This is a genomic window from Parapedobacter pyrenivorans, from assembly GCF_014636865.1.
Classification (GTDB): Bacteria; Bacteroidota; Bacteroidia; order Sphingobacteriales; family Sphingobacteriaceae; genus Parapedobacter; species Parapedobacter pyrenivorans.
The window spans coordinates 1,710,563-1,734,722 of record NZ_BMER01000001.1 but is presented as its reverse complement, the minus strand read 5'-3'; the positions used below and the strand labels follow the sequence as shown (position 1 = coordinate 1,734,722).

General features: G+C 48.9%; 18 protein-coding genes. 5 read left to right on the top strand and 13 right to left on the bottom strand.

Going from position 1 to position 24,160, the window contains the following annotated elements; all coding sequences use genetic code 11:
• Window positions 1-9 precede the first annotated feature (9 nt).
• The 3 genes from IEV98_RS06800 to IEV98_RS06790 are packed head-to-tail and all read right to left on the bottom strand — an operon-like array spanning window position 10 to window position 6,866.
• Window positions 10-2,223 (bottom strand): DUF7133 domain-containing protein, encoded by a 2,214-nt coding sequence (locus IEV98_RS06800; protein WP_188505122.1) that lies wholly within the window; start codon window positions 2,221-2,223, stop codon window positions 10-12.
• 47 nt (window positions 2,224-2,270) lie between these two features.
• A complete protein-coding gene (locus tag IEV98_RS06795) occupies window positions 2,271-3,011 on the bottom strand; it encodes a ThuA domain-containing protein (protein ID WP_188505121.1) in 741 nt (246 codons plus the stop codon).
• Between the two features lie 51 nt (window positions 3,012-3,062).
• On the bottom strand, window positions 3,063-6,866 hold the full coding sequence (locus tag IEV98_RS06790) for a glycosyl hydrolase family 95 catalytic domain-containing protein (protein ID WP_188505120.1): 3,804 nt from the start codon (window positions 6,864-6,866) through the stop codon (window positions 3,063-3,065).
• Window positions 6,867-7,351: 485 nt separating this feature from the next.
• Here IEV98_RS06790 and IEV98_RS06785 point away from each other — a divergent pair, with 485 nt between their 5' ends.
• Genes IEV98_RS06785 through IEV98_RS06775 form a run of 3 tightly spaced genes read left to right on the top strand, consistent with a single transcriptional unit; the run spans window position 7,352 to window position 11,413 of the window.
• On the top strand, window positions 7,352-9,805 hold the full coding sequence (locus IEV98_RS06785) for a TonB-dependent receptor (RefSeq protein ID WP_188505119.1): 2,454 nt from the start codon (window positions 7,352-7,354) through the stop codon (window positions 9,803-9,805).
• A gap of 10 nt (window positions 9,806-9,815) precedes the next feature.
• Complete coding sequence (locus IEV98_RS06780; protein WP_188505118.1) at window positions 9,816-11,168, top strand: PepSY-associated TM helix domain-containing protein; 1,353 nt, start codon at window positions 9,816-9,818, stop codon at window positions 11,166-11,168.
• Entirely contained in the window at window positions 11,165-11,413 is a 249-nt protein-coding gene (locus IEV98_RS06775; protein ID WP_188505117.1) for a hypothetical protein, read from the top strand. The genes IEV98_RS06780 and IEV98_RS06775 overlap by 4 nt, the downstream gene beginning before the upstream one ends.
• A 10-nt stretch (window positions 11,414-11,423) precedes the next feature.
• Here IEV98_RS06775 and IEV98_RS06770 read toward each other — a convergent pair whose 3' ends face one another.
• The 8 genes from IEV98_RS06770 to IEV98_RS06735 all read right to left on the bottom strand — a co-directional run bounded on the left by IEV98_RS06770 (window position 11,424) and on the right by IEV98_RS06735 (window position 18,178).
• On the bottom strand, window positions 11,424-12,065 hold the full coding sequence (locus IEV98_RS06770; protein ID WP_188505116.1) for a beta/alpha barrel domain-containing protein: 642 nt from the start codon (window positions 12,063-12,065) through the stop codon (window positions 11,424-11,426).
• A gap of 18 nt (window positions 12,066-12,083) precedes the next feature.
• On the bottom strand, window positions 12,084-13,076 hold the full coding sequence (locus tag IEV98_RS06765; protein WP_188505115.1) for a sugar kinase: 993 nt from the start codon (window positions 13,074-13,076) through the stop codon (window positions 12,084-12,086).
• 43 nt (window positions 13,077-13,119) lie between these two features.
• Window positions 13,120-14,304, bottom strand: coding sequence for a trans-sulfuration enzyme family protein (locus tag IEV98_RS06760; protein ID WP_188505114.1), 1,185 nt, complete (start codon window positions 14,302-14,304; stop codon window positions 13,120-13,122).
• A gap of 62 nt (window positions 14,305-14,366) precedes the next feature.
• Window positions 14,367-14,822: a DUF4395 domain-containing protein gene (locus IEV98_RS06755; RefSeq protein WP_188505113.1), complete on the bottom strand. Its 456-nt coding sequence runs from the start codon at window positions 14,820-14,822 to the stop codon at window positions 14,367-14,369.
• A 110-nt stretch (window positions 14,823-14,932) separates the two neighbouring features.
• On the bottom strand, window positions 14,933-15,472 hold the full coding sequence (locus IEV98_RS06750; protein WP_188505112.1) for a dihydrofolate reductase family protein: 540 nt from the start codon (window positions 15,470-15,472) through the stop codon (window positions 14,933-14,935).
• 168 nt (window positions 15,473-15,640) lie between these two features.
• Window positions 15,641-16,537 carry a DMT family transporter gene (locus tag IEV98_RS06745; RefSeq protein WP_188505111.1) on the bottom strand — a complete coding sequence of 299 codons (897 nt, stop codon included), beginning with the start codon at window positions 16,535-16,537 and terminating at the stop codon, window positions 15,641-15,643.
• An 89-nt stretch (window positions 16,538-16,626) separates the two neighbouring features.
• Window positions 16,627-17,043, bottom strand: coding sequence for a hypothetical protein (locus IEV98_RS06740; RefSeq protein ID WP_188505110.1), 417 nt, complete (start codon window positions 17,041-17,043; stop codon window positions 16,627-16,629).
• Window positions 17,044-17,197: 154 nt separating this feature from the next.
• Window positions 17,198-18,178 (bottom strand): hypothetical protein, encoded by a 981-nt coding sequence (locus tag IEV98_RS06735; RefSeq protein ID WP_188505109.1) that lies wholly within the window; start codon window positions 18,176-18,178, stop codon window positions 17,198-17,200.
• A gap of 230 nt (window positions 18,179-18,408) precedes the next feature.
• On the opposite strand from IEV98_RS06735, the gene IEV98_RS06730 reads away from it, so the two are divergent.
• Together IEV98_RS06730 and IEV98_RS06725 are read left to right on the top strand one after the other, a co-directional pair.
• The gene (locus tag IEV98_RS06730; RefSeq protein WP_188505108.1) at window positions 18,409-20,559 is read left to right on the top strand and encodes a phosphocholine-specific phospholipase C; all 2,151 of its coding nucleotides are present in this window, start codon (window positions 18,409-18,411) and stop codon (window positions 20,557-20,559) included.
• 92 nt (window positions 20,560-20,651) lie between these two features.
• The gene (locus tag IEV98_RS06725; protein ID WP_188505107.1) at window positions 20,652-22,718 is read left to right on the top strand and encodes a dipeptidyl-peptidase 3 family protein; all 2,067 of its coding nucleotides are present in this window, start codon (window positions 20,652-20,654) and stop codon (window positions 22,716-22,718) included.
• Window positions 22,719-22,791: 73 nt separating this feature from the next.
• Here the strand turns inward: IEV98_RS06725 and IEV98_RS06720 are convergent, their stop codons facing one another.
• The gene (locus IEV98_RS06720) at window positions 22,792-23,439 is read right to left on the bottom strand and encodes a hypothetical protein (RefSeq protein WP_188505106.1); all 648 of its coding nucleotides are present in this window, start codon (window positions 23,437-23,439) and stop codon (window positions 22,792-22,794) included.
• Window positions 23,440-23,618: 179 nt separating this feature from the next.
• Window positions 23,619-23,999 carry a DoxX family membrane protein gene (locus IEV98_RS06715; RefSeq protein WP_188505105.1) on the bottom strand — a complete coding sequence of 127 codons (381 nt, stop codon included), beginning with the start codon at window positions 23,997-23,999 and terminating at the stop codon, window positions 23,619-23,621.
• Window positions 24,000-24,160: the final 161 nt, after the last annotated feature.

Genomic DNA, 24,160 nt, shown 5'->3' with positions numbered 1-24,160 from the left:
CGCTTCCTTTTAGTTGTTGTCGAGTTCTTCTTTTGTCCACGGTTGGGTCCGACCCGCTGTTTCTTCGCGGACCCGTTTTACCCTACCCGGTCGTACGGCAGGTGCCTTATTGCCCAGGTCATTCCGGATATAACTCAGCACAGCAGCGATATATTCATCATCATTGGAACCTACCGCCGGCATCATATTGGTATACGTCTTCCCATCGATCGGTCCGGTGAGTCCGTGCAATAGAATTTTGATGAGTTTGTTCGGATCTCCGTTTACATCGGCATTGCCCGCAAGTGTGGGCGCAGCTGCTGCGCCACCGCCGATACTCAGCCCCTTGCCATCTGCCCCATGGCACGATGCACAAAACTCCTTATAGATGACCGCTCCTTGTTTAACCCGTTTCTGGTCTTCAATGGCGAGCAATGCTGCTTCTTTTGCTGCTTTAGCCCGTTCAACCAACCGGTCTGTATACCGTTGCTGCGATAATGCGAATAGATCATTCGGATACGTTTTTAGGAGTTCATCGATGAGTCCTTTGACAGGGGTGGAGTCATCAAATCGCATATTAAGTCCCAATTGAAAACGTACTTCCGGATCCGGATCGTCTTTCAACGGGTACAAGGCATCGAACAACGCGGCATCGTTTTCCCATGCAGCCCCATCAGCTACCCATACGGCATTCTTGCGAACTTTGGCATCCTTATCACCCAACGCGGCTTCAAGTGTTGCCCGATTCAATATTCCCAAACCATCCAATGTCCATAACGCATGGATACGTGCCAGCTGTGCGGGCGACGATGCGACCAATTTTCGAAGTGCATCTCCGACGCTGGTGTCCCCGCGCAGTACCAACAATTTCTGTGCATTATCACGCCACCAACCATTCGGATGCTGCAGGTATTGAACAAGCCGGGCCGGAGTTTCGTCCAGCATTTTTGGACGGGTTGTGTCTGGCTTCATTCCATCATAAACCAGTCGGTAAATCCGGCCACGGCCAATATTTTTGTCTAGTCCGCGCTCCACAATTTTAGGCCGCAGGAAACTTCCTTCTTTTGTCCATTCGCTTTCCTGAATAATCCCCCGGTACATATCCACGATGTAGAGATTGCCGTCGGGACCGGTTTGTGTATTTACAGGCCTGAAGTTCATGTCAGACGATGCAATGAACTCTTCGTGATCGTATGCATTCGTTAACGAGATTTTACCCCCATTATTGGCTACTTTTGCCCGCCTGATCAATCTTCCCACCGGTTCACAGATCAACAGGTCTCCCACCATATCTTCAGGCAACGATGTTCCCCGGAAAATCGACTGCCCGGTACATGCCGTAAAGTGATTCAACGTGCTATCCGGGCGAAGCCTGTTCAGCCCACCCTGCACGTCGGGTGTGGAAATCACCGGCCATACGGCCTTGAACTCGTCATCATACTGATCGTTGAAATCGAGCCGGCCATAATAGGGATTCTGCTGAAAACCCAGTGCCGGGATCTCGGCCCCGGCGGCGGAGTAAAATAACCGGCCGTAATCGTCGTTGGCCAGCCCCCATTGTCCACCGGGGCTTTCTTCCAGCTCTTCAGCAACCAGCTTACCTTGTTCGTAACGGTAACGTACGTTTTCGACGGTCAGGTAAATCCGGTTGTCCAAATTCCAAACCAGGCCACTTCGTTGGTGTTCGAGGTTGTTGGTATTCTGCCGATCATTGACGAAAACCTTTTCCCGCTCATCGGCCACTCCATCGCCATCACTATCGCGGTAACTATAGATGCTGTTATCGAACGTCTCCGCCACCAAAAGCCGGTCATCCAATGGGAGAATCATCCGGGGCAGTACTAAACTATCGATAAAGACTACCGCCTTATCCATCTTCCCGTCTCCGTCCGTGTCCTCCAACCGTTTGATGGAGCATACCGGCTGCATTTCGCCGGTACCGTTTACGTCCTGCATGTACGTATTCATCTCCGCAACAAACATCCGCCCATTGGCATCCCATGCAATCGCAACAGGCTCATGGATCATCGGCTCGCTTGCCACCAACTCCAGCCGGTACCCGGGCTGTAAGTAAATCTGCGCCATGCTTTCCTCCGGCGACAGGTACGACGGCGATGGCAATGTATCGACGATAACTTTTCCGTTTTCGTCCCGTTTGAGCGACTTAATCGGCCCGTTACATGACATCGAAAGTCCTGCAACCGAAAGTGCTCCTATCAACCCAATTACATACTGTTTAATCATCTGTTTGATTTTAGTTATCTGCGCTTTTAAATTTCTTAGTTAGTCAATTACTTCCCCATCGCATAGGTGATACCTCCCCACAAGTGCTGCAGGAAAAGCGGTTCGGAAAAGGATTCCTCCGTATGCCCAAGTCCGGTGTAAAAGGATCTCCCGCCATCGTATTCATGATACCATGAAATCGGATGCGGATTCCCCATACCCTGCTCGCCGGCGTCATAGCTTTCTTCGTCTAGGTTGATCAACACCTCAACACCCTCCGGCCGCTTCCTGAACCGATACCACTCATCCTTCCGTTTCCATTGTGACGGCAATGGCTTGGTGGCCGGAAAATCCCGGTTGATCACTTCCAACAATGCTTCCTGCGGTGCCGGATGACCTGCAAAATATGCCCCTACCAATTTGCCGAACCAAGGCCAGTCATATTCGCAATCGGTTGCGGCATGAACACCCACAAACCCACCGCCGGCTTGAATGTACCGCTCAAAAGCTTGCTGTTGAGCATCGTCCAGCACGTCACCCGTTGTGCTTAAAAAAACCACCGCATCGTATTGCTTTAGTGTTGCATCATTAAATTTGGTTGCATTAACCGTACTGTCTACGCTGACTCCATTCGCCAAACCCAACTCCTGAATGGCTCGGATTCCCTGCTCAATGGAATTGTGATGAAATCCTGCGGTCTTGCAGAAAACCAGAATTTTGCTTTTTTGGGCATATGCATCACTGGCAAAAAGTACTTGCCCTGCGATGCATAACATGGCCAATACACCCATCATTTTTTTCGTCTTCATATGCTATTAATTTAAACAAATCCAAAAAAATTGGCAATTATGTATCGATGCTCAGATACGCTTCAAACTACCGTTCAATTCCAATGTTTCACCTTTCTTGGTTTTAAAGTTGACCACCCTGCCGCCGAGCCGCAGTGTCAGCTTCCCGCCTTTTTCCGCAAAAATCCGGGCCTCCTTCAACGTTCCATTTTCCCACGAAAGGTCGATCGCAAAACCTCCCCGCGCACGCAATCCTTTTACCGATCCATTGGCCAGGTCTGTAGGTAACGAAGGCAACAAGTGCACTTCGAAGCGATTTCCCTTAAGCGGCACATGACTTTGCACAAGCATCTCCGCAATGGCGGCGGTAGCACCGAAATTCCCGTCGATCTGGAAGGGAGGATGGTTATCGAACAAATTGGGCAAGGTCTTCTCCCGCAATAACACCCCCAACAGTTTATAAGCATGGTCACCATTGTGCAAACGATTCCACATATTGATCTTCCAGGCCAATCCCCAGCCGGTACCGTCATCTCCACGTGCAATCAAGGTTTTTCTGGCGGCTTCCGCAAGCTCAGGCGTACCGGTCACGGATATTTGGTTGCCGGGGTGAAGCGCAAACAAATGGGAAGTATGCCGATGGTGCGGCTCTACCTCCTTGTAATCTTCTACCCATTCCATTATCCGGCCGGTTGTTTCGCTGATCCGGATAGGCGCCAACTGGGAAAGCGTTTTCAAACACACCTCCCTAAAATCTTTGTCGATGCCTAATATCTTAGTTGCCGCAATGCAGTTTGTTAGTAGGTCATGAATGATCTCCAAGTCCATTGTTGCGCCGTAGGTAAACACCGACTGTTCACCATTCGGCAGGAAAAAGGCATTCTCCGGCGAATAAGAAGGGTTCGTCACTAATTTTCCGGCCACCGGTGTGCCCGCTGGAGCTTCAACCAGGAAATCGAGGATAAACGTTGCTGCCCCTTTCATCAATGGATAAGCACGCTGTCGCAGGAAAGCCGTGTCCAACGTGTAGCAATAGTGTTCCCATGGATGTTGTGCCAACCATGCAGCCCCCATTGGCCAGATGCCTTGCGGCCCATCCGCAGGCGCCGTAAATCCCCAAGCGTCGGTTAGGTGGTGTACTACCCAGCCATCTGCTCCATATAATACATTGGCTGTGCGCTCGCCTGGCGTTACCAATGCCTCCGTCAAGTCGAACAAGGGCAAATGCATTTCCGGTAAGTTGGCGATTTCCGTCGGCCAGTAATTCATCTGGAGGTTGATATTGGTATGATAATCCGCATTCCAAGGCGGATTCATCTGCCATGCCCACAATCCCTGCAAATTGGCAGGCATCGTACCGGGCCTCGAACTGGCAATCAACAGGTATCGCCCGTATTGAAAGTACGTTTCTACCAGCGAGGGATGAAGCTGACCTGTTTTCCTTGCATCATCCAATAGTTCGTCTGTGGCCAGCGTCTTACCTTTTTCGTCTGAAACCGCCAGTTCAAGCGCTGTGCGACCATAGTATTGTTGATGCTCCCGAATCTGGGCCGTTTTCACCACTTCATAGAGCTGACGCATCGCACGCGCGATGGTCGCGGCGCAGGTATCTTCCGGAACTCCGGAAAAGTCGTGTATATCGGAAATATGCTCAAGACCTGGGTGGTTGGTTGCCCCGGCGATATATAATGTCAGCGTATCGGCATCTGTCACAGCCATCACATCGTCATGAAAAGCGACACGACCCCCAGCTGTCACCGCCTTTAACTGTGCGGCAAACCGAATACCACGGGCATTGCCGTTGGCGTCTTTGATGGGTAGTCTGCCTTTCAACAGCAACGACTGGGCATCTGTGGGGTGCCGCTCCACCACGGCGTCCTGTTGACGTCGCAACGTAAACGAACCGGTAATCTTACCCCCTTTCCCGGGGGTAAACCGCACGATAATGGCTTGATGATCTGCAGAAGCAAAGATTTCGCGGGTATACCAAATGCCGTTGTGACGATACCGTACCGTGACAATACCCGTAGCCAGATCGAGGCTCCGTGTATAGTCCGTTACCGCGAGATGGGGGGTATCAAACCAGAGTTCACCCAGCGATTGATAGGGTTTCACGCCGCGCGGACGGCCCATCATCGTCTGCTCAGCGATCTTTACGGCCTCGTTGTTTTTATTTTCAAAAAGTAATTTTCGGACCTCGGGCAGTGTTTTCAGTGATTCCGGATTGTTTGGGTCCAACGCATAGCCATCCCAAAGTGAACTTTCATTGAGCTGGATCCGCTCATCGGCTACCCCGCCAAATACCATGGCTCCCAATTGGCCGTTCCCGATCGGCAATGCTTCTTCCCATACGCGTGCCGATTGCTTATACCAGAGTACGTTATTCCCCGCCGGCCGGTTACCCTCGCTTGAAAAACGTGTCCGATCTACCCATTCCGCACGGATATCTCCGGTACGTGAACTGGCAACGGAAGTTGCTGCCGTAGCCTTCAACATAAAATCAACAATAGGTGCAGGATTGGGGAAAGCATGGGGATGATGCTTGAATCCAGGTTTCATGATAACCGTGATATCACCACCCGCAGCCTTCACTTTCTTTTCAAAAGCAAGCGTTTGCGTTTGGGGGTCTACCGCCTCATCTGCATCTGCGCAAAGGATCAGTATTGGATAGCTGCCACGCACGATATCCGTGATTCTATCCATAGGGCTTCCCATAAAACCCGCTACGGCTTCATCAGTCGCTAAGCCGTATGCTTGCCGGATGCCATCAGCCATGCCCTTTTTCAGTAACGCATAGGCCCGCATATCGAGCAGTGGATTGTCTACGTATACACCCGCAACCTTGTCCGGATTGGCCGCCGCCCAATTCAATGCATATACACCTCCTCGGCTCATCCCTTCGAAAAGCGCCTTGCGATTCAGACCGGCGTTGTAAAGTATCTCATGGAACATATTCCACAACGAAATAGCCGTTTCATTGCCCAACATTTCTGCCGCATCGCAATAAGCGATGTGATAGCCCCGTTCCAACAGCGCAATATCCGCTTGCGGTTCATGCCCCCAGAAACGAGCACGCCAAACCCAGGGCCGGTCGTTGGCTACACGCTTAGGTTTCACGACCTTGCATTCACGGCCATTCAATGTAAAACTTGCTTCAGCGTAACCATAAAAAGAGCCCGATGTGAAGGGTCTGTCAAGTTGTTTGAACACATCATATTTCGTATCGAATTCCTGGTTAATCTGTTCCGCCAGGCGTCGAGCGATCATACCGGCCGCTTTTTCACCGGGATGGATCTTATCGATATACAATGCCGGCTGATCGATCAGGAGCGCATGCATATCGAGCACTTCAATGCCTTCTTCGGCCGCCGCCTGCCGCATACGTGGAGCGATCTCGTTAACGATGACCTTATCCCATATTTGGTTGGTATCAGTTTCAAACGATTTAAATGGAAGTAAAAGAATTACCCTAGGCGTCGACGGTAAGGCCTGGAACGACTGCACCATAGCCTGGCAATCGCGGATGATTTCACTATAATGAGCTCGATTCACTGCTTTAGCATCGTTGCCTCCCAAATCAATGAATACGATATCCGGATTGAATTTCAAGGCATCCTGATACGCTGGGGTATCCCAATAGGGTGAGTCACCGCTACGCAGCAGGGTAGTCCCACCGACACCGAAGTTTGCGATCTGGTACCGTCGGCCCAACAGCGCTTGCAATTGCCCGGGATAGGCCCTTTCGGTCGGATTATCAATGCCGTATCCCTCCGTGATGCTGGCCCCGACACAAGCCACTTTCACCTGTGCAAAAGTGGCCGTGCAAATAAATAAAGACAGCGCCGCGACAGCAGCGAATTTCTTGATTATCATCATCGTTTAGTTTTAGTTGCCTTATTTAGTGTTACGTTCTGGTAGTCTTACCTGTAGTATTTGCACAAAACCGGCCCCGATGTCACCAACGAGTTGCTGACACAAAACAGACCAATAAAAAGATACCGCTTGAAATCTAGTAGCAAACATATTTTAAGTTTATAATTAAGCGCTAAAATAGCTTACTGTATTAAAAAAAGCTTAACAAAGGATTAACCGGACAGCTATAATCGGTTTTTTGCATACTTTTTTTGCTTTTGCCCAATTCCCGCGGCGGTCTGGGCTACCTCATACAGTATATCGTCGCCTACCCACAAATGCACCCCCGATTCAATCTTCTACTTTTCGACTTTTTCTTTGTTGCCACTTTTCCGACACCAATTATGCACGGTGAATTGCATTAAACCCATTTTTCTTTGAAAAAAAGTTTGAATATACTGATTATTTGCTTTAAAATTGCACGTTATTTAAACTAAGTCCAAATAAGTATGAAGAATGTGTTTACTTCGCTCCTCATTATATTGTTTGCCGCTACCTGTCAATATGGCTATAGCCAAGGTACTTCGCTCTCGGGGCACGTGATTTCCGCCGTCAATCAACAGCCTTTACCCGGTGTTACTGTCCGGATATTGGGCATACCCAACGGCCGTGTAACCGATGAAAATGGTCGGTTTTCTTTTGAAGGCCTAGCCAATGGCCAATATACGCTGACGTTTTCCTACCTTGGCTATGAGTCATCTCGCCTGCAGATTTCCTTACCATCACCCACTAGTGAGCGCCTTTCCGTGGCGCTGTCCTCTTCCCAAAACCAGTTGCAGGCGGTAGAGATCATTGGCCGGAAAGAGCAAACTTATAAGAATACATCCTCATTTTCGGGGACCAAGACCGAAACTCCTATCAAGTTTGTTCCGCAAGCCATTAGTTATGTAACCAAGGAGGTCATCGACGATCAACAGGCCTTCAAAACCAGCGATGTACTGAAAAACATCAGCGGTGTAAATGTATTCTCCTTTTACAACAATGATTTTACCCTACGTGGCTTCAGGGCCGGCAATGCCTTGATTAACGGTTTGCGCGACGCGACGAACAGCTGGTCTCAATCATTGCTGCCCAACGTGGAGCGAATAGAAGTGATCAAAGGCCCCGCCTCGGCATTATTCGCGAACACAGATCCAGGCGGAACGGTAAATACGGTTACCAAAAAGCCACTCGATGTCGATCGGAAATCGGTTAGCTTTGCAACTGGCAGTTACAATACATACCGGATGACAGGCGACTTTACCGGACCGATGAACAACGAAAAAACGCTCCTATACCGCCTTAATCTAGCCTACCAAAATGGGCAATCCTTCCGTGTATTACAGGGTGGAGAAGACATGGTCATCGCGCCGTCCATCTCGTTTATCCCTACGGACCGCACACAGGTCAATGTCGACTTTGTGTATTCCAAGACCAAATCAAGACTTGACCGCGGGCAACCCATCTTCGGAGCAACCGCAGGTACAGACCTTTATTCCACGCCGATTTCATTCGCTATCGGTAAAGAGAATGACTATGCCAATGAGCTCAGTTTGTATACAACGGCATCCTTACAGCACAAATTTACGGACCGTATCTCATTCAATGCATCATACATGAAATTCCTGTATGATGAAGATCTGCTGGAGCACCGCACGTCCAATCAATACGCTGTAGACGCCGATGGAGCGGAAATCCCTACGCAAATGGAGATGCAGACTATCCGTCGAAAACGAAAGAATTACAACGATAACATCACGCTGTACCTCGTCAACGATTTCACCACGGGACCTTTGACACATAAATTGCTGGTTGGTTATGACTACATCCAGAACGTATCGCCCGTTGGCGGTTCCAACTACAATGCCAGGGGATACCGCAATGCGTCCAATACCGGTGCAATTAACAGCTATGACCCGGAAAACCGAGACCTTTACCTCATCCAAGGTAATCGCCCGGTACCAAACGTTCCGCATTTTGACCTCACCAATCCGGACTATTCCATCTCCGAAATATCTGGATACTTCAACGTTTCCAGCGCGCAGGCGGTAACCAAATACTTCGTCAACGGTGTATACGTACAAGATCAAATCACCTGGGGCCCCATACAGGCACTGCTGGCCGTTAGGCAGGAATTCTACACCGATATCCTAAACTACCAAAAGGAAAATGAAGAGGAGGTCCAACAGCAGGCATTCATCCCGCGCTTTGGCTTGGTATATACACCTATCGAACCGATAAGCCTGTACGTTACCTACGCCCAAGGGTATCAGCCACAAGGGGCTGGAACCGTTGGCGATCCGGACCGGTTTGGCGGCCCATTCGATCCGCTTACCAGCACGATGTATGAAGGCGGGGCAAAAATGGAGTTCCTAAATAAGCAACTGGCCATCAATACGGCGATTTACCATATCGAGCAGAATAATATCCTCATCAATGCCAACGATCCTGGAAATCCCGATCGCCTGCGCCAACTCGGGCAACAGCGTTCGCGGGGCGTGGAGTTGGATGTCTACGGCCAACTACTCCCCAACCTCAGTGTCACGGCCAATTTCGCCATCAATGAAACGATGATTACAGAAAGTGACAATGCCGATGAAGTGGGCAATATACTTCCAAACGCTCCCAAACATCAAGGTGGCATTTGGGCAAAATACACATTCACCATCCCGGCATTGAATGGGATTGGCATCGGGGCTGGCGCAAATTACGTCAGTACCAGGACCACATTCAGTGAAGTACTTACCTTGCCGTCGTATACCGTTGCCGATGCTGCACTGTATTATACGATTGACAAGTTCAGGCTATCTGCCAACCTGAACAACATATTCAATAAAACCCATTGGGTAGGTGGCTATGATTTCAACCGGTTGTTCCCCGGCACGCCACGCAATTTCTTGGTTGGTGTAGGTTATACATTTTAGACAACGGTGGATGTCAAAACGGGGCGATAAGGCTGAAAACGGCAAGAAATTTTTCTGGCGGCTTCACCATTGGGTGGGTGTCTACACGGGTATCCTCATCGGCGTACTCAGCCTTACCGGTGCCGTTGCCGTTTTCATTCCGGAAATTGACGCGCTCATCCTAAAACATCATTACGATGCCGTTTCCACGACATCGCCAACCGGAATGCCGCAATTCAGCAAGTCGATCGATTCACTCGTTCGCCGGTATCCAGATTACAGCTCCCTGGCGATCAGCCTACCGGACCACCCAGGCCAAGCCGTTAAAGTCGACCTGATAATCCGTCCTGAGGGTGGCGACCTGAAACGCTATGACTTTTTCATCGATGCGGGTAGCGATTACATTATAGGGCAACGCGATCACCAAAATTCGCTAGCGAATTACCTGCGTCAAATGCATGTTAGGCTCTATGAGGGGTATTGGGGCCGTCAGTTGGTGGGCATTGGAGGAATCGCCCTCGCTGTGGTGGCCCTTACTGGATTGCTCATTTACGGCAACTTCATGAAAAGACAGGCTTGGCCCAACCTCAGAAAAAGTGTGAACATGCGCATCCACATGGCCGATTGGCACAAGCTTTTGGGCATCAGCGCGCTCGCTTTCAATTTGGTCATCGCGCTGACCGGAGCATGGCTGGGGTTACAACCCTGGCTGATGCGATGGCTTGATATCACGACACCTAATCCCTATAAAGCCGCTATCGTGTTGGAACCAGCCAATGACCGCGCATTGACCGTTGATTGGCAAGGTATCCTCAACGCAACCGAAAAGGAATTTCCCGAATTGCAGCCGCGGTACATTACTCCTTCTACCAACGGATCGGGCACCGTAATGGTAAGAGGTAATATCCCAGGGTCGATCTATGAACGTGATATCAATACGTTGGTACTGTCTAAAACAGACCATACAGCGGTTTTCAAATATGATGTCCGCGAACAACCCTTTGGTCACAAGTTTTATTACGTACAGGAGGCCCTGCACTTCGGCGATTTCGGCGGACTGATGCTTAAGGCATTGTATGCGCTGCTTGGGTTGACCAGTGGATTTCTGTCGCTCAGTGGATTTATCGTCTTCCTCTGCCGAAAGAAAAAGAAAAAGGCCAATAAAGCTGCTCCTGGGAAAATCGCTTTCGCATACAGTGTGCTTATTCTCCTTTTTTTAGTCGGCATTGCCCAGATCAGTTTATTTATCGGCTATGCAGAAGCTTCCTTGGTAGCCGGTATCATTATCAATGTATTATTAGCGGCCTTCGTTGGTTATGCACTCGCAAAGTATCTCATGGGTAGCTATCGGCGGAAACGCCGGGCAATATTGGCACGAAAATGAAAAAAAGGACGCAGAAATCCCAAGTCATCGAGCGTTACCTCGTACCTGCGGCACTCTTCGTACTCAACTTCTGTGCGGTACACGTCATCTATGCCTATTCCACTAATAGTTGGATTAGTCTCTGGCACCTCATTGCCCTTACTGCCGTTCTTGTGGCACTGACCTTCGCGCTGGCATTAAAAAACAGCGGCTTCTTAGTGTGTTCAATTACAGCTTATTTGCTGATACTGACATACTGGTGGTAAGCCAAGCGACCTAGGCGTTAACCCAACCCATCAGTTCTTTGGCGCGATCAGCTAACCATCCGTATCCAGTAGCGCCCTCAGGTTTGGCAAATAATTTGGAACCCAGCCCCACCGCACTCACGCCAGCATCAAACCATCCCGAAATACTTTCCTCCGTTGGATTTACCCCACCTGTTGGCATAAATCGCATGGTGGGAAATAGTGGTTTAATCGATTTGAGAAATCCGGTACCCAGCGTATCACCCGGAAAAAGCTTTACCAAAGGCGCACCGAGGTCTTCAGCCATACTGATTTCGGTGGGTGTCATGCATCCCGGTACCCAAAGGATACGCTTCTTGAGCGTGATATCGGCGATTTCCTCCTTTACTACCGGACTCACGATGAACTCCGCTCCGATTTCCGTATATGCGGCAGCCATTGCCGCAGTTTTGATCGTGCCGATACCCAGCAATAAATCGGGCCAGTATTTTCTTTGGTACGCCAGCAATTGCGCGAAGTTTTCCGGCGCCTTATCGCCGCGGTTTACAAACTCAAAGACACGGATTCCGCCTTGGTAGCAGGCATTCACCACTTCCGTACACGTTTGGATATCATCGTGGTAATACACCGGCAGCACCGGGTACTTCAAGATATGGTCAAGTGTTTTTTTCATCAGCTGTTGCGTTAAGCATTACATACTCCCGTTACCGAAATCCCCTTTCACAAACAGTTTTTTAAACCCAGCCGCAGTAGCGGTATCGATGGTCTCCTGTCCGCCTTTATCATTGGCCAATGCATAGATTAGTCCGGCCATAAACGCATCACCACTGCCAATACGGTCTATCACGCCATTGGTTTCATTAATAGCCGAAATAAAATCCCCTTCTTTCGTATGATACGTTCCATACAGGAGATTATGCGTGGCCGAATCCATAAAACGGAAGGTATAGGCAATATGCTTGCACCGCGGCAATAACCCAAAGACTTCCAAAGCGGATTCCTTCGCGTGTTCAAAATAGGTATCGGGTGTGGTATCCCTTCCCAACGTCTCCAATACGGCAGTACCGAGCATCTTATTGGCCGCCCAGATATTGCCCATGACCACATCACAATATTTCAGCAAGTCCGGCATCAATTCGATGGGTTGCTTTCCATAGTTCCAGAGTTTATTGCGATAGTTGAGATCTACCGATATCGTCAGTCCGTTGCGCTGCGCTGACTCCAATGCCTCTTGGCAAACCGATGCCAGCGGCTCACTTAGCGCGGGCGTGAGCGCGCTCCAATGAAACCACGTATAGTTTTCCAATACCGCATCCCAATCGATGGTGCCGGGTTGCAATTGACTGAACGCCGAATACTTCCGGTCATACACCACTTCGCCCTTGGTAAGGCCATTGGCCGATAACAGGAAGTAAAGGCCCAACCGATCCCCTTCCAGCAACGATGGTGAGGTATCCACGCCTAAGCTTTCCAATGTTGATAAGGCTTGGGAGACCAATTCATTATCGGGCACCCGGCTCAGGTAACTGCACGGTACATTCCATTGGCCCAACGATGCCGCTACATTGGCCTCAGAACCACCCGGGAAGACCGCCACCTCGGCGTCTGTGCCCAAAAAAGAATCTCCTGACGAACTTAGCCGCAACAGCAACTCCCCGAACGAAAGTATTTTGTGTTTAGTCATGGGGCGCTAAAATAGTGTTTTTTTAGACTAGAGACAACAGGCACTAGACAACAGCCAGCGCCTGCTCGAAATCGCCAATCAAATCCTCGACATGCTCAATACCCACGGAAATGCGTAGCATCCCGTCATTAATCCCCGCTTTCAGCTTCTGGTCTGGGGAATGATGCAACCCCCACATGCTGGCGGGATGTACAGCCAACGATTCCACTCCACCCAAACTGGCGGCGTTGGCAAAGATTTTCAAATGGTTCAATACGGTCTGCGCGCGTGCAAATTGCTCCTGTTCATCTTTACCGGCCACTTCCACGCATAGCATGCCCGTAAAACCTTGCATTTGCTTTTTAGCGAGCTCAAACTGCGGATGCGAAGGCAAACCGCAGTATAATACGCGCTTGATGAGCGGATGCTTTTCAAACCAGTGAGCAAGTGCCAGCGCGTTTTCATTGATTTGCCGCACCCGGAGTGAAAGCGTACGTAAACCACGTAGCAACAGCCACGAGTCAAAAGGAGCTAACGCGCCGCCCAACGAAAGCAATTTTTTCCAGGCTTTATTTACGGCCTCTTGCGTACTACAGATTACACCGGCGGTCAGATCACTATGGCCACCGAGGTATTTGGTAGCACTATGCACAACGATGTCGATGCCGAAGTCTGCCGGACGCTGATTGATGGGACTGGCAAAGGTATTGTCGCAAATCGTGGTGATACCTAGCCGCCTGGCCAATGCACCCACATAAGCCAGATCCGTGACGGCCAAGTTGGGGTTTGACGGGGTTTCGAGATAGATCAATGTCGTATTATCCCGTATCGAACCTTCAAGCGATGCGTTATCGTGTTGATCGAAATACGAAACATCAATACCGAATTGCGGAAGCAACTCTTTCAGTAAGATGCTCGCCGCGGAATAATGCGATTGCTGCGCCACCACATGATCGCCCGCCTTCACAACGGAAAGCACGGCCGTGCTGATAGCAGCCATTCCCGTGGCGGTAAGCAATGCCGCCTCCGTACCTTCCAAACCGGCCAGTAGCTCGGCCGTCTGGCTGCTTACGGGGTTACCGTGGCGGTGGTAAAAGAAGGGATACCTTGCCTCGGTGGCAGCAGCCATGTAATCGTCGGCATCGGCAGGGGCGTAATACGTAGCCGTCTGGTAAATAGGGGGGACAACCGACGGGGTGTTATTGAATGACTTACCCGCATGGATTAAATCAGTTTCGATATGGCTCATGCTAAGAGAAATTTGATACGGCTAAGTTAAGTAGACCATATGGCAATACAAAACGCCATGGATTAACTTTTTGCCGATAATAGTGACCTGATAAGCGAATACACATGGCAACCGACACAAAAAGCGAACACTGCCTCCAGCAAAGCAAATATGGCTAGTATATCCGCCAAAATATAAGGCACAAATACAACCGAAAAAAGGTGGAGTACAGCGATGGCGGCAGTAAACAACGACCCCACGATAGCCGCAAAGCGCTTGGGTGCCCGGTCCGTTGGTTTATTACCAATGCTTAGTAAAGACGCCAGTAGTCCACTGGCCCTGCTCAACACACTGAAATTGCCTAGATTGGCTGCCCGCAGCAAAAAATCAATAGTCAAAAAAGCAATCAACAACCAGTAGCCTGTCAGGATATAGATTAAGGTCAATATGAATACGGACAGCGCCGTTATACGGGCTTGGTTTTCGTTAACAGTCGTCAAATCCACGGGACACATCATCGTGCAGTTCTGTTTGAACATCACTTTCGTTTTCTTCTTCGTAATCCTATCTTACCACCAAGCCCATCGCACACGATGCAAATATGCGAACAAAAATTTAGTCTACAAAAAAAGTAGACTAAATGGGCCTTTTAATAGTTAATGGAATACGAAATAAGTTGCAGCCCGTTTTCATAGGTGTTACTTTCGATGAGTTCAAGTTGATAGCTTCCACCCAATCCTTCAAATAGCTTCACCCCTTTTCCGATTACTAGTGGATTGAGCTTAATCTTCAACACGTCCAATTGCTTGTTTTCCAACAGCCAGCCGGCAAGCTTTCCGCCGCCGCATAAATAGATATCTGTTTCCGAAGTTTCCTTTAGTTGTTTGACCTCATCGATATCCATTCTTTTGACCACCACCTGTTCACTCTGGCTTTCAAACCGCAGGTTGTCGGAAAAAATATAATGCATCATATGCGCATAGGTCGGGGATGGCTGACCAGCCTCCACACCAAACTTGTAACCAAACTCATAGGTGCTTCTTCCCATGATGACCGTACGGAACGCTTTCAGGTCTTCCAGATACCTTTCTACACCTTTCCCGTCGTATAAGAACCCACTGACGTCATCGTTTATTCCAGAAATATACCCGTCGATCGAGCTTGCAACATAATATACAATTCGTTTCATCTGATTAATTTTTTGCTTTTTCCCTTGTCGCGGGGCTTATCAAAAAAAAATGCGCCAAGAATCTCAGCATGATAAAGCCCAATAAGACGGTCGCTTCTTTCACCATCCAGATCAACCGCACAGTTACTAACCAACAAAGCTATTAAACTACCCGATAAAAGCCCAGTATCATTTTCGCCTACTCACCCCCCTCCGCTGCACAAGGTACAGACCAACGAGGACGAGTATGACTCCCATCAGCGTATACCAAGAAAGCGGCTCCCCCATGAGGATTGCCGCGATGCCAAACCCGGCTATCGGGCACAAAAACAGCCAGGCCGATGCCTTGACCGGATTATCGCGGAGTAGGTAAAGCCAGAGGAGTACCGCAACAATTGAAACCGGGATGGCCAGCCACAGCACGGCGCCCCAAAAGTGCCCATCAAAAGTATTGGCTGAACCGTCGAAAAAAAAGAGCATAAATGGCAAAAGGCATACACCGCCGATCAACGTCTGCCAACCATTGATGGTAAGGATATGCACATCACCCCAATTTTGCCGGGCAAAGTAAATGGCGCCTGCAGAATACGATAACATACTCATGAAAAGGATACCGATGCCCCAGAGGGTAGCATAGCTATCCTGAAACAGTGGATAAGCCGCCAGTAACATACCCGCGATACACAGGACGAAACTGACCACTGTACTCAAGCCGACGGGCTGTTTGTACCACAGGGCACCCAGCAGCACGATGAGCACGGGATTAGTGGCCACGAACAAGGTACCTAAGCCAGCCGAAACCTCCTGCATCGCCAACACATACAGACCGAGGTAGAGCCCCACATTCAGCAGCCCGTATATAGTAAGCTGTTTCCAGATCCGGATTCCCGACGGTATTTTCTTCCGCATCAGCAAATGAGCAATCACGAGCATAATCGTGGAAGCTACCGTAAAACGCGCAATCGCAATGACGAAAGGCTGGGCAGCCAACAAGCCAATCTTCGTGGCGGCCGATGCCGACGCCCACAATATGGCGAATACCACACCCGCCAAGAAATATACAAACTGCTGGACCGAACTTTTCAACCGCGTTAAAACTAATCGGCGAAACTAATCAAAAGAACGTTCTCGATGATAAAAAAGTATATGATCACTTACAAGAAATTGCTTGTGAATCATCCGCTTGGATATGCTAATGCGTCCGGCCGCAATTTTGACAGCGCCTCACGAATGGTTTTACGCAACTTAAAATAGGCATAAAGCTGGCCCCAAACCTTGCCAATGAAGGCCCCAGCAAGGCAATACAAAAAAGCGATTCCCGCGTTGTACCAACTCCAAAATAGGTGCTTTTGAACAAATCCTTGGATAAAAAAGGCCCCTAGGGCAACCACAATGAAAAATTTCCCTTCGCCACAGCCACAGGCATTATGATAGCGATTTATTTTGTGCTCCAGCAATTGGTTTTCGACTTCATCCTGGCCAGCTAACCGGATGACCACTTTTGTAGTTGGTCGGTCCAGTATCCGAACCGCTAACAACGATTCCAATTCCTCGATACGAGTAATCGTAATCCTATTACTTTTCGCGTCCATCAGCTCAACGCAAAATTAACCAGCATGCGACTGCTATTACTGCCACCACAATCAGAAACACGAAGAAACCGGTTGAAACCTTCGCATTGCAATTGGCGCCATTGCCTTTCTGATGACGATCAATATTCGTATATTCTTCCATGAGTGAAATTGATTAAATAAACGTACAATGCCTACTTCCCCGCAGGGAGGCAATCTGAAAATTCGTCATATCCCTATTCACCAGTTCACCAGCTGCATCCGTTCTGATATTCGGAAACATCAGGTTATTTACATCAGCCGCATCCTCCAAATGGGGTAACAGGCAAGCATGGCCGATTTCATGGGCCATGGATTGTATACCGGCAATGTTGGGCTCTACCACCACGTAGTTATGTGTTGCCGAGAAACTACAACCCACCGTTGAACGAGGCGTGATGTCGGCGATAACGAAGACGATTAGTTCCGCACCGTACCCCACTATCCGTTTCCACCCATCCTGAAAAGCGCAGTCTGCGGAAACCAATTCATAATAGGACCCGCCTATCCACCAATCACTGAAAAAACCACCGGCGCCGCACTCGATATTGTTTGCCATATCATTGGTAACCAGCTGCGGTACGCAAACCCCTGTATAGATTAGGTTTACATTACATTGCCTGTCAAAAACCGCTTGAGCAGTTTGTATACCGCGTATGGCCACTGCCTCGGTGGTATGAGGCACACCATTATTATTCAAGATGATCAGTTTGACATACATCTTTTTCCGGATTCGGATCCCAGCCAATGACAACAGGAAATCGGGAAGGCTAACGATGCGCCAGATGATTTCCGTCACCCAATTGATAATCGTCCGGATGATCCCCCCCAGTATGGGGATACTCAAGATGACATTGATCAAGAAGCCCACAAGATCCAGAACGAATCCCACCAATGTGCATACAACCTCTGTAACTAATCGGGTTATCGTTTCGACCACCCAAGAAATTACCTTTACCACCACCACTACGATCCAGCAGAACCATTTGTTGCAGCACAGGCACCACCAGTTACAGGGTTGTTCACGGCAGCGCCGCTCTTCTTGGTTTACCCAAGTCTCAATCGGGCGTGAGATGTTCTCGGTTATCCAAGTCTGTATTTCTCTACATACTCTCATAACGACTTTGATTAAATTAACAACGATAGATTTAATCCAAAACTCTCTAAATCAGGCTATATACACAATACCCATTTTGGTGTAATATCAACGACACACTCGCAAATTGAAATGTCACCGGCGTTTTATTTCAAATCGATTTTTTTACCTTAACTTTAAACACGATTTCATGATCGAGCTTCTTGACTATCCAAAAGGCATACATCACATTGACGCGAACAATAACCAATATGTCCAAGCTACACCGAAGAGATTTCATTAAATTATCCGCAGCCGCCGGATTTACGGCTTCTATATGGGAGCCGTTATTGCAAAAAGCACTAGCCGTGGAGGCCTACAACGCCACTCGTTCCATACAAGATGTGCAACATATCGTCATCCTGATGCAGGAAAACCGTTCTTTCGACCATTATTTCGGAGCGATGAAAGGGGTTCGTGGATTCGGAGACCGCTTCCCGATACCACTTGAAAGCGGGCAGCGGGCGTTTCATCAGTCGGATGGCAAAAAGATCGTACCACCCTACCGGGCCGACAGAAAAAAAACCAATGCGGCACTCATAAACGGCACCCCACATAATTTTCCGGATACGCAGGCCGCCTGGAACCAGGGGAAATACGGGTATTGGCCCCTGTTCAAGACGCCCTACTCCATGGCCTACTACACCCGGGAAGAAATTCCGTTTCAATATGCCATGGCAGAATATTTCACGATTTGCGATGCCTATCATTGTTCGATTGCCACAGGCACAGACCCCAACCGAATCGTATTCTGGTCTGGATCGGTAGACAACCCCGAAAAAAGAGCCGCAGGCATTAACTGTACGGATGCAGACGCAGAGCCCGTGAATCTACGCTGCTGGATCAAGGGCGAAATGCCCGAACCGGGTTATACCTACCAGGGCAGTGCATTTAAATGGCCCACGATTCCAGATGTCTTGCAGGAAGCGGGTATTAGCTGGCGCATCTACCAGGATCCGAATGACAACTGGACGGGTGCTATGCACGGCTGCCTGGCATTCGAAAGTTTCCGGAATGCCAAACCGGGCGATCCAATCTATGAAAACGGCATGCGGCACTGGTCGCTGGAAGACCTTGCGAATGATGTAAAAAACAAGACCTTGCCTCAGGTAAGCTGGATACTTCCCTCCCAAAGCAATTCGGAGCACCCGGGGGCACCTTCTAGCCCATACCGGGCATCCAATTTCACGCATGAAGTACTGTCTGCCATTACAAGCAATCCCGAAGTGTGGAGCAAAACGGTCTTTTTCCTCACATTCGATGAAAATGACGGCCTCTTCGATCACCTACCCGCTCCCGCAGTGCCCGCTTACAACCTAGACAATACCCTCGCCGGTAAATCAACGGTCGATGTAGCTGGCATGTATTTCCATAATGACAAAGACAACCTCCAAGACACCGAGGCCGATCGGGTCTATATCGACAAACGGGATACCATTTCCGGCAACCTGCGGCCTTGGGGCATGGGGCCACGGGTACCGATGTACATCTTGTCTCCTTGGAGCAAAGGCGGGTGGGTGGATTCCGCCGTGGCCGACCACACCTCGGTAGGGCAATTTATCGAGAAGCGATTTGGCGTAACCATCCCTGCGATTTCGCCCTGGCACCGCGCAATCAGTGGTGACCTTACCTCCGCGTTTGACTTCGTTACCCCCAACGACCCGAAATTTCCCATGATGCCGGATACTTCCGCATTTGAAAAAATGGATGCTGCATCGAAAGAATTGCCAAAAGCCGTTGCCCCAGAACATCCGTCCGAATTGTACCAGGAAAAGGGAACCCGCCTTTCCCGGGCGCTCCCTTATCGCCTGCATTGCAGCATGAAATACCTCCCCGCCGAAGGTAAGGTGCAACTTGTATTCGAGAATAAAGGAGACAAAGGCGCCGTATATCATGTGTACGACATGAATCGGTTGGATCGGATTCCACGGCGATATACCGTGGAAGCTGCTAAATCACTTACTGATGAATGGGACGTAAATAAAACTGATGGCGCATATGATTTGGAAATATATGGGCCCAATGGTTATTTCCACAAAATAACCGGAAACATCAGGAACATTGAACCCGAGATCGCATTGGCGTATGACCACGTTAACGGTGATATTTCCATCTTGCTACAAAATAATTCTGCGACTTTGTTAGCTGCAGAAATTGTTTCCAATGCGTACGATTATACCAAATCCGTTACAATTTCTCTAGCGACTGGCAACCAACAAAAAAGGGTGATAAGCCTCAAAAAAAGCAGCAATTGGTACGATTTTACTATCAAAACGGAAAACGGCTTCTCGCATCGTTTTGCGGGCAGGGTAGAAACCGGCCAACACGGAATCAGTGACCCGGCAATGGCAACGGAAATTTAAGAGTTTGCTATCTATCTCTTTTTTGCTTCCTTTGCAAGGAACCCGATACCCAATTGGTTTCAACGCAATGCACAAAATGAATAGTTTGAATCATGAAAAGAGTTAGTACAAAATTCTCCTTGCTATTGGCAAGTTCACTAGCCGTGACTACATTCCATTCCTGCCGATCGCCGGAAAACAACGCAAACGATACCGATCAATCGTCCTCCCAGGTAAAAGTCGACGCCTTTGCTGATTTGGAGATTCTACGTTATGAGGTGCCGGGATTCGACGCCTTGAATCTCCAGCAGAAAAAGCTGGCTTACTACCTTTATAAGGCGGCTTTGTCGGGCAGAGACATCATCTACGATCAGCGCGGCAAGAACAACCTGACTATCCGGAAGACACTGGAAGCCATCTTCAACAACCCGAAAACCGAGAAAAACGACGGCGAATGGGCTAAATTTAAGGAATATGCTGGCCGTTTCTGGTTTAGCAACGGCGCACATCATCACTATTCCAATGATAAGTTTGTACCCGAATGCAGCCAAACATATTTCGCAGGCTTGGTAAAAGCCTGTGATCCGGCAAATCTTCCTTTACTTGACGAGGAGACCACCCAAGCGTTTGTTGGTCGCATCACACCAATCCTATTTAACCCAAAGCTGGATTCCAAGATGGTCAACCTCGCTGACGGGATCGACCACGTAGCCCTGTCATCCAATAACTTCTATGAGGGGGTCACCCAACAAGAGGTGGAAGATTTTTATGCGGGTTTTCCGCATACCGGCCAAGACCCCGAATGGGGGCTGAATAGCAAGGTGATTAAGGTGGATGGTAAACTCACAGAAAAGGTATGGAAATCGGGCGGAATGTATGGCGATGCCATTGACCAGATGATATTTTGGCTGGAAAAAGCTATTCCCTTAGCCGAAAATCCACAACAGAAACAGGCACTAACCCTGCTCAGCCAATATTACCAAACCGGCGACCTGAAAATATGGGACGAATACAACAAAGCTTGGGTGCAGGACACAACTGGCACCATCGATTTCGCAAATGGCTTTATTGAAGTTTATAACGATGCCATGGGCATCAAAGGCAGCTATGAGGCGGTACTTTCACTGAAAGACCTCGAAAGCACCAAACGCATAAAAGCCATTGCCGATGAGGCACAGTGGTTTGAAGACCATTCCCCATTAATGCCAGCGCATAAGAAAAAGGAGGTGAAAGGTATCAGCGCCAAAGCCATTACCGTCGTCGCGGAGGCTGGCGATGCGGCTCCCAGCACCCCGATTGGCATCAATCTTCCCAATTCGGACTGGTTGCGCAGGGATTATGGTTCCAAATCAGTGTCACTGAGCAACATCGTACATGCTTACAATGAAAGCAGTGCCAACAGTGGCTTTCTGGAGGAATTCGTAGGCGACACTGCCAGATTGAACCGGATGAAGAAATACGGCAACCTCGCCAGCGACCTGCATACCGACATGCACGAATGCATCGGGCACGCTTCCGGGCAAATCAATCCGGGTGTGGGTACCACGGATAAAACGTTAAAGAGCTATGCGTCCTGTTTGGAAGAGGCTCGGGCCGACCTCGTGGCCCTCTACTACATACTCGATCCAAAACTCGTGGAAATCGGGGTTATGCCTTCGACCGAAGTGGGTAAAGCTGAATACGACAGCTACATGATGAATGGACTGATGACCCAGCTTACCCGTATCAAGCCCGGCGACCAGATTGAGGAAGCTCATATGCGCAATCGTGCATTGAATGCGTATTGGGTATATGAAAAAGGCAAGGCAGACAACGTGGTATCCTTCGAGAAAAACGAGGGCAAGACTTTTGTGCAAATCAATGACTATGAAAAGCTACGCTCCTTATTTGGCGAGCTGCTGCGTGAGATCCAGCGCATTAAGTCTGAAGGGGATTACAAAGCAGGCAAAAACTTAGTGGAAACCTACGGTGTAAAGGTCAATCCCGAATTGCACGAAGAGGTTTTGGCGCGGTTTGCGACGTTGAACCTGAAACCCTACAAGGGTTTCATCCAACCGCGATTGGTCGCTGTGGAGGAAAACGGGGAAATCACAGACGTTAAACTGGAATACCCAAGTGATTTCTACGGCCAGATGCTGGAGTACGGCAAGGATTACGCCTTGTTGCCAGCGGTAAATTAGACCCGGAATTCCCTAGATTGAGGACGTTAAAGCCACGGGGAACGGTACCATCTCCCGTGGCTTGCTTGTTTGCCTAGATCTTATCCTTACCTCGGCTTTCCTTGTCCATCCGGCGGATATCGGGCAGTTTGTCTACTGAAATCAAGTTTTTGAAGTCCCAGAATGCCGAAACGCAAACAATCTTCCAAACCCCATCTATTTTTTCCATGAGCCTGACTTCTTTACTGTGGAAGAACACCTCGCCCTCCCGGTCGCTATTAAACTGATCCCAGGTCAGGTAAGCGACGTTTTCGTCATAGAATTTGAAGGTAATGTTTTTTCGCTCCACGATCGGGTGACTGGATACAGGCTCGGGGTTGTCGTGGATGTATTTTCCCACCGTGTTGTCGATGTTCTCCCAACCGACGCTGGAATCAAACGTACCATCCCGGTTACTCCATGCCTGAAAAGCATAATCTTCCTGTACGTAGGTCGACTTCCAATTGTCATAGTCCCGCGCAAAAAAGGCTTCCGTTTCCTTTTCAATCGTTGCTAATACGGCATCCTTTTCTTGTTGCAATGCCGCCTCGCTTTTTTCATGGGGATTGTTTGCATTACAGGCTGCAAAAAACAGGCCTATCAAAAAAAGGGCGGCTTGCCCTTTAAAATGCCGACGCAGATGCTGCGTGCCACCAGACACGCGTAATCCGCTTTGTAGGGTGTTAAAACTAAACCGTTCCATAATATTGCGTTTTAATTGGTAAAACTGCAACCCTCTGTCTGTTGCAGTACCCAATACTATACAAACAACGTTTATAACCAACGGTTTGCCAATTTCGAACAAGAAAATCACCGACAAAGCCCCACGATGTGGGGCTTTGTCGATTTAATGATTATTAAGCTTTGCTATTGGTTTGCTTCCTATTCGTTGATCATCGGCAGGTATTTCTTTCGGCTATCGATAATCACCCAAAGGTTTATTGCCATAATGAACAATGCTATGGGCAGTCCCGAAGGGGCAACGGTAGCATGGAGGAACAATACACCCACCGAAATCGGCAAAAGGACTATCGCACCGAGTGCCCGAAATTTAGGCGGAATGAACAGTACGCCGCCGATTATTTCTACCACCGCAACCAGCGGAATCAGCCAACTGATCTCCATCAGTGCGGTAAAGGTCCGAACCATTTCCTCGGGCAAGTCTTCTGGTACCGGCATGTAGTTAAAAAATTTGTTCAGTCCGGAGTTGATGTACCCGATCCCAAATACCACGCTCAATACAAATTGGATTTTCTTTTTCATGATTTTGACGTTTATTGATTTATTTTTCGCTTTATCTTTATTACAAAACAAATATCTCGGTTAAATCCGACACCAGCGATGTGCAAAAACGTCATAATTAAGGGGTGAATACGACAAAATATCGATAACCCTGAATGATTGAAGTTTTGATCGCAATATCG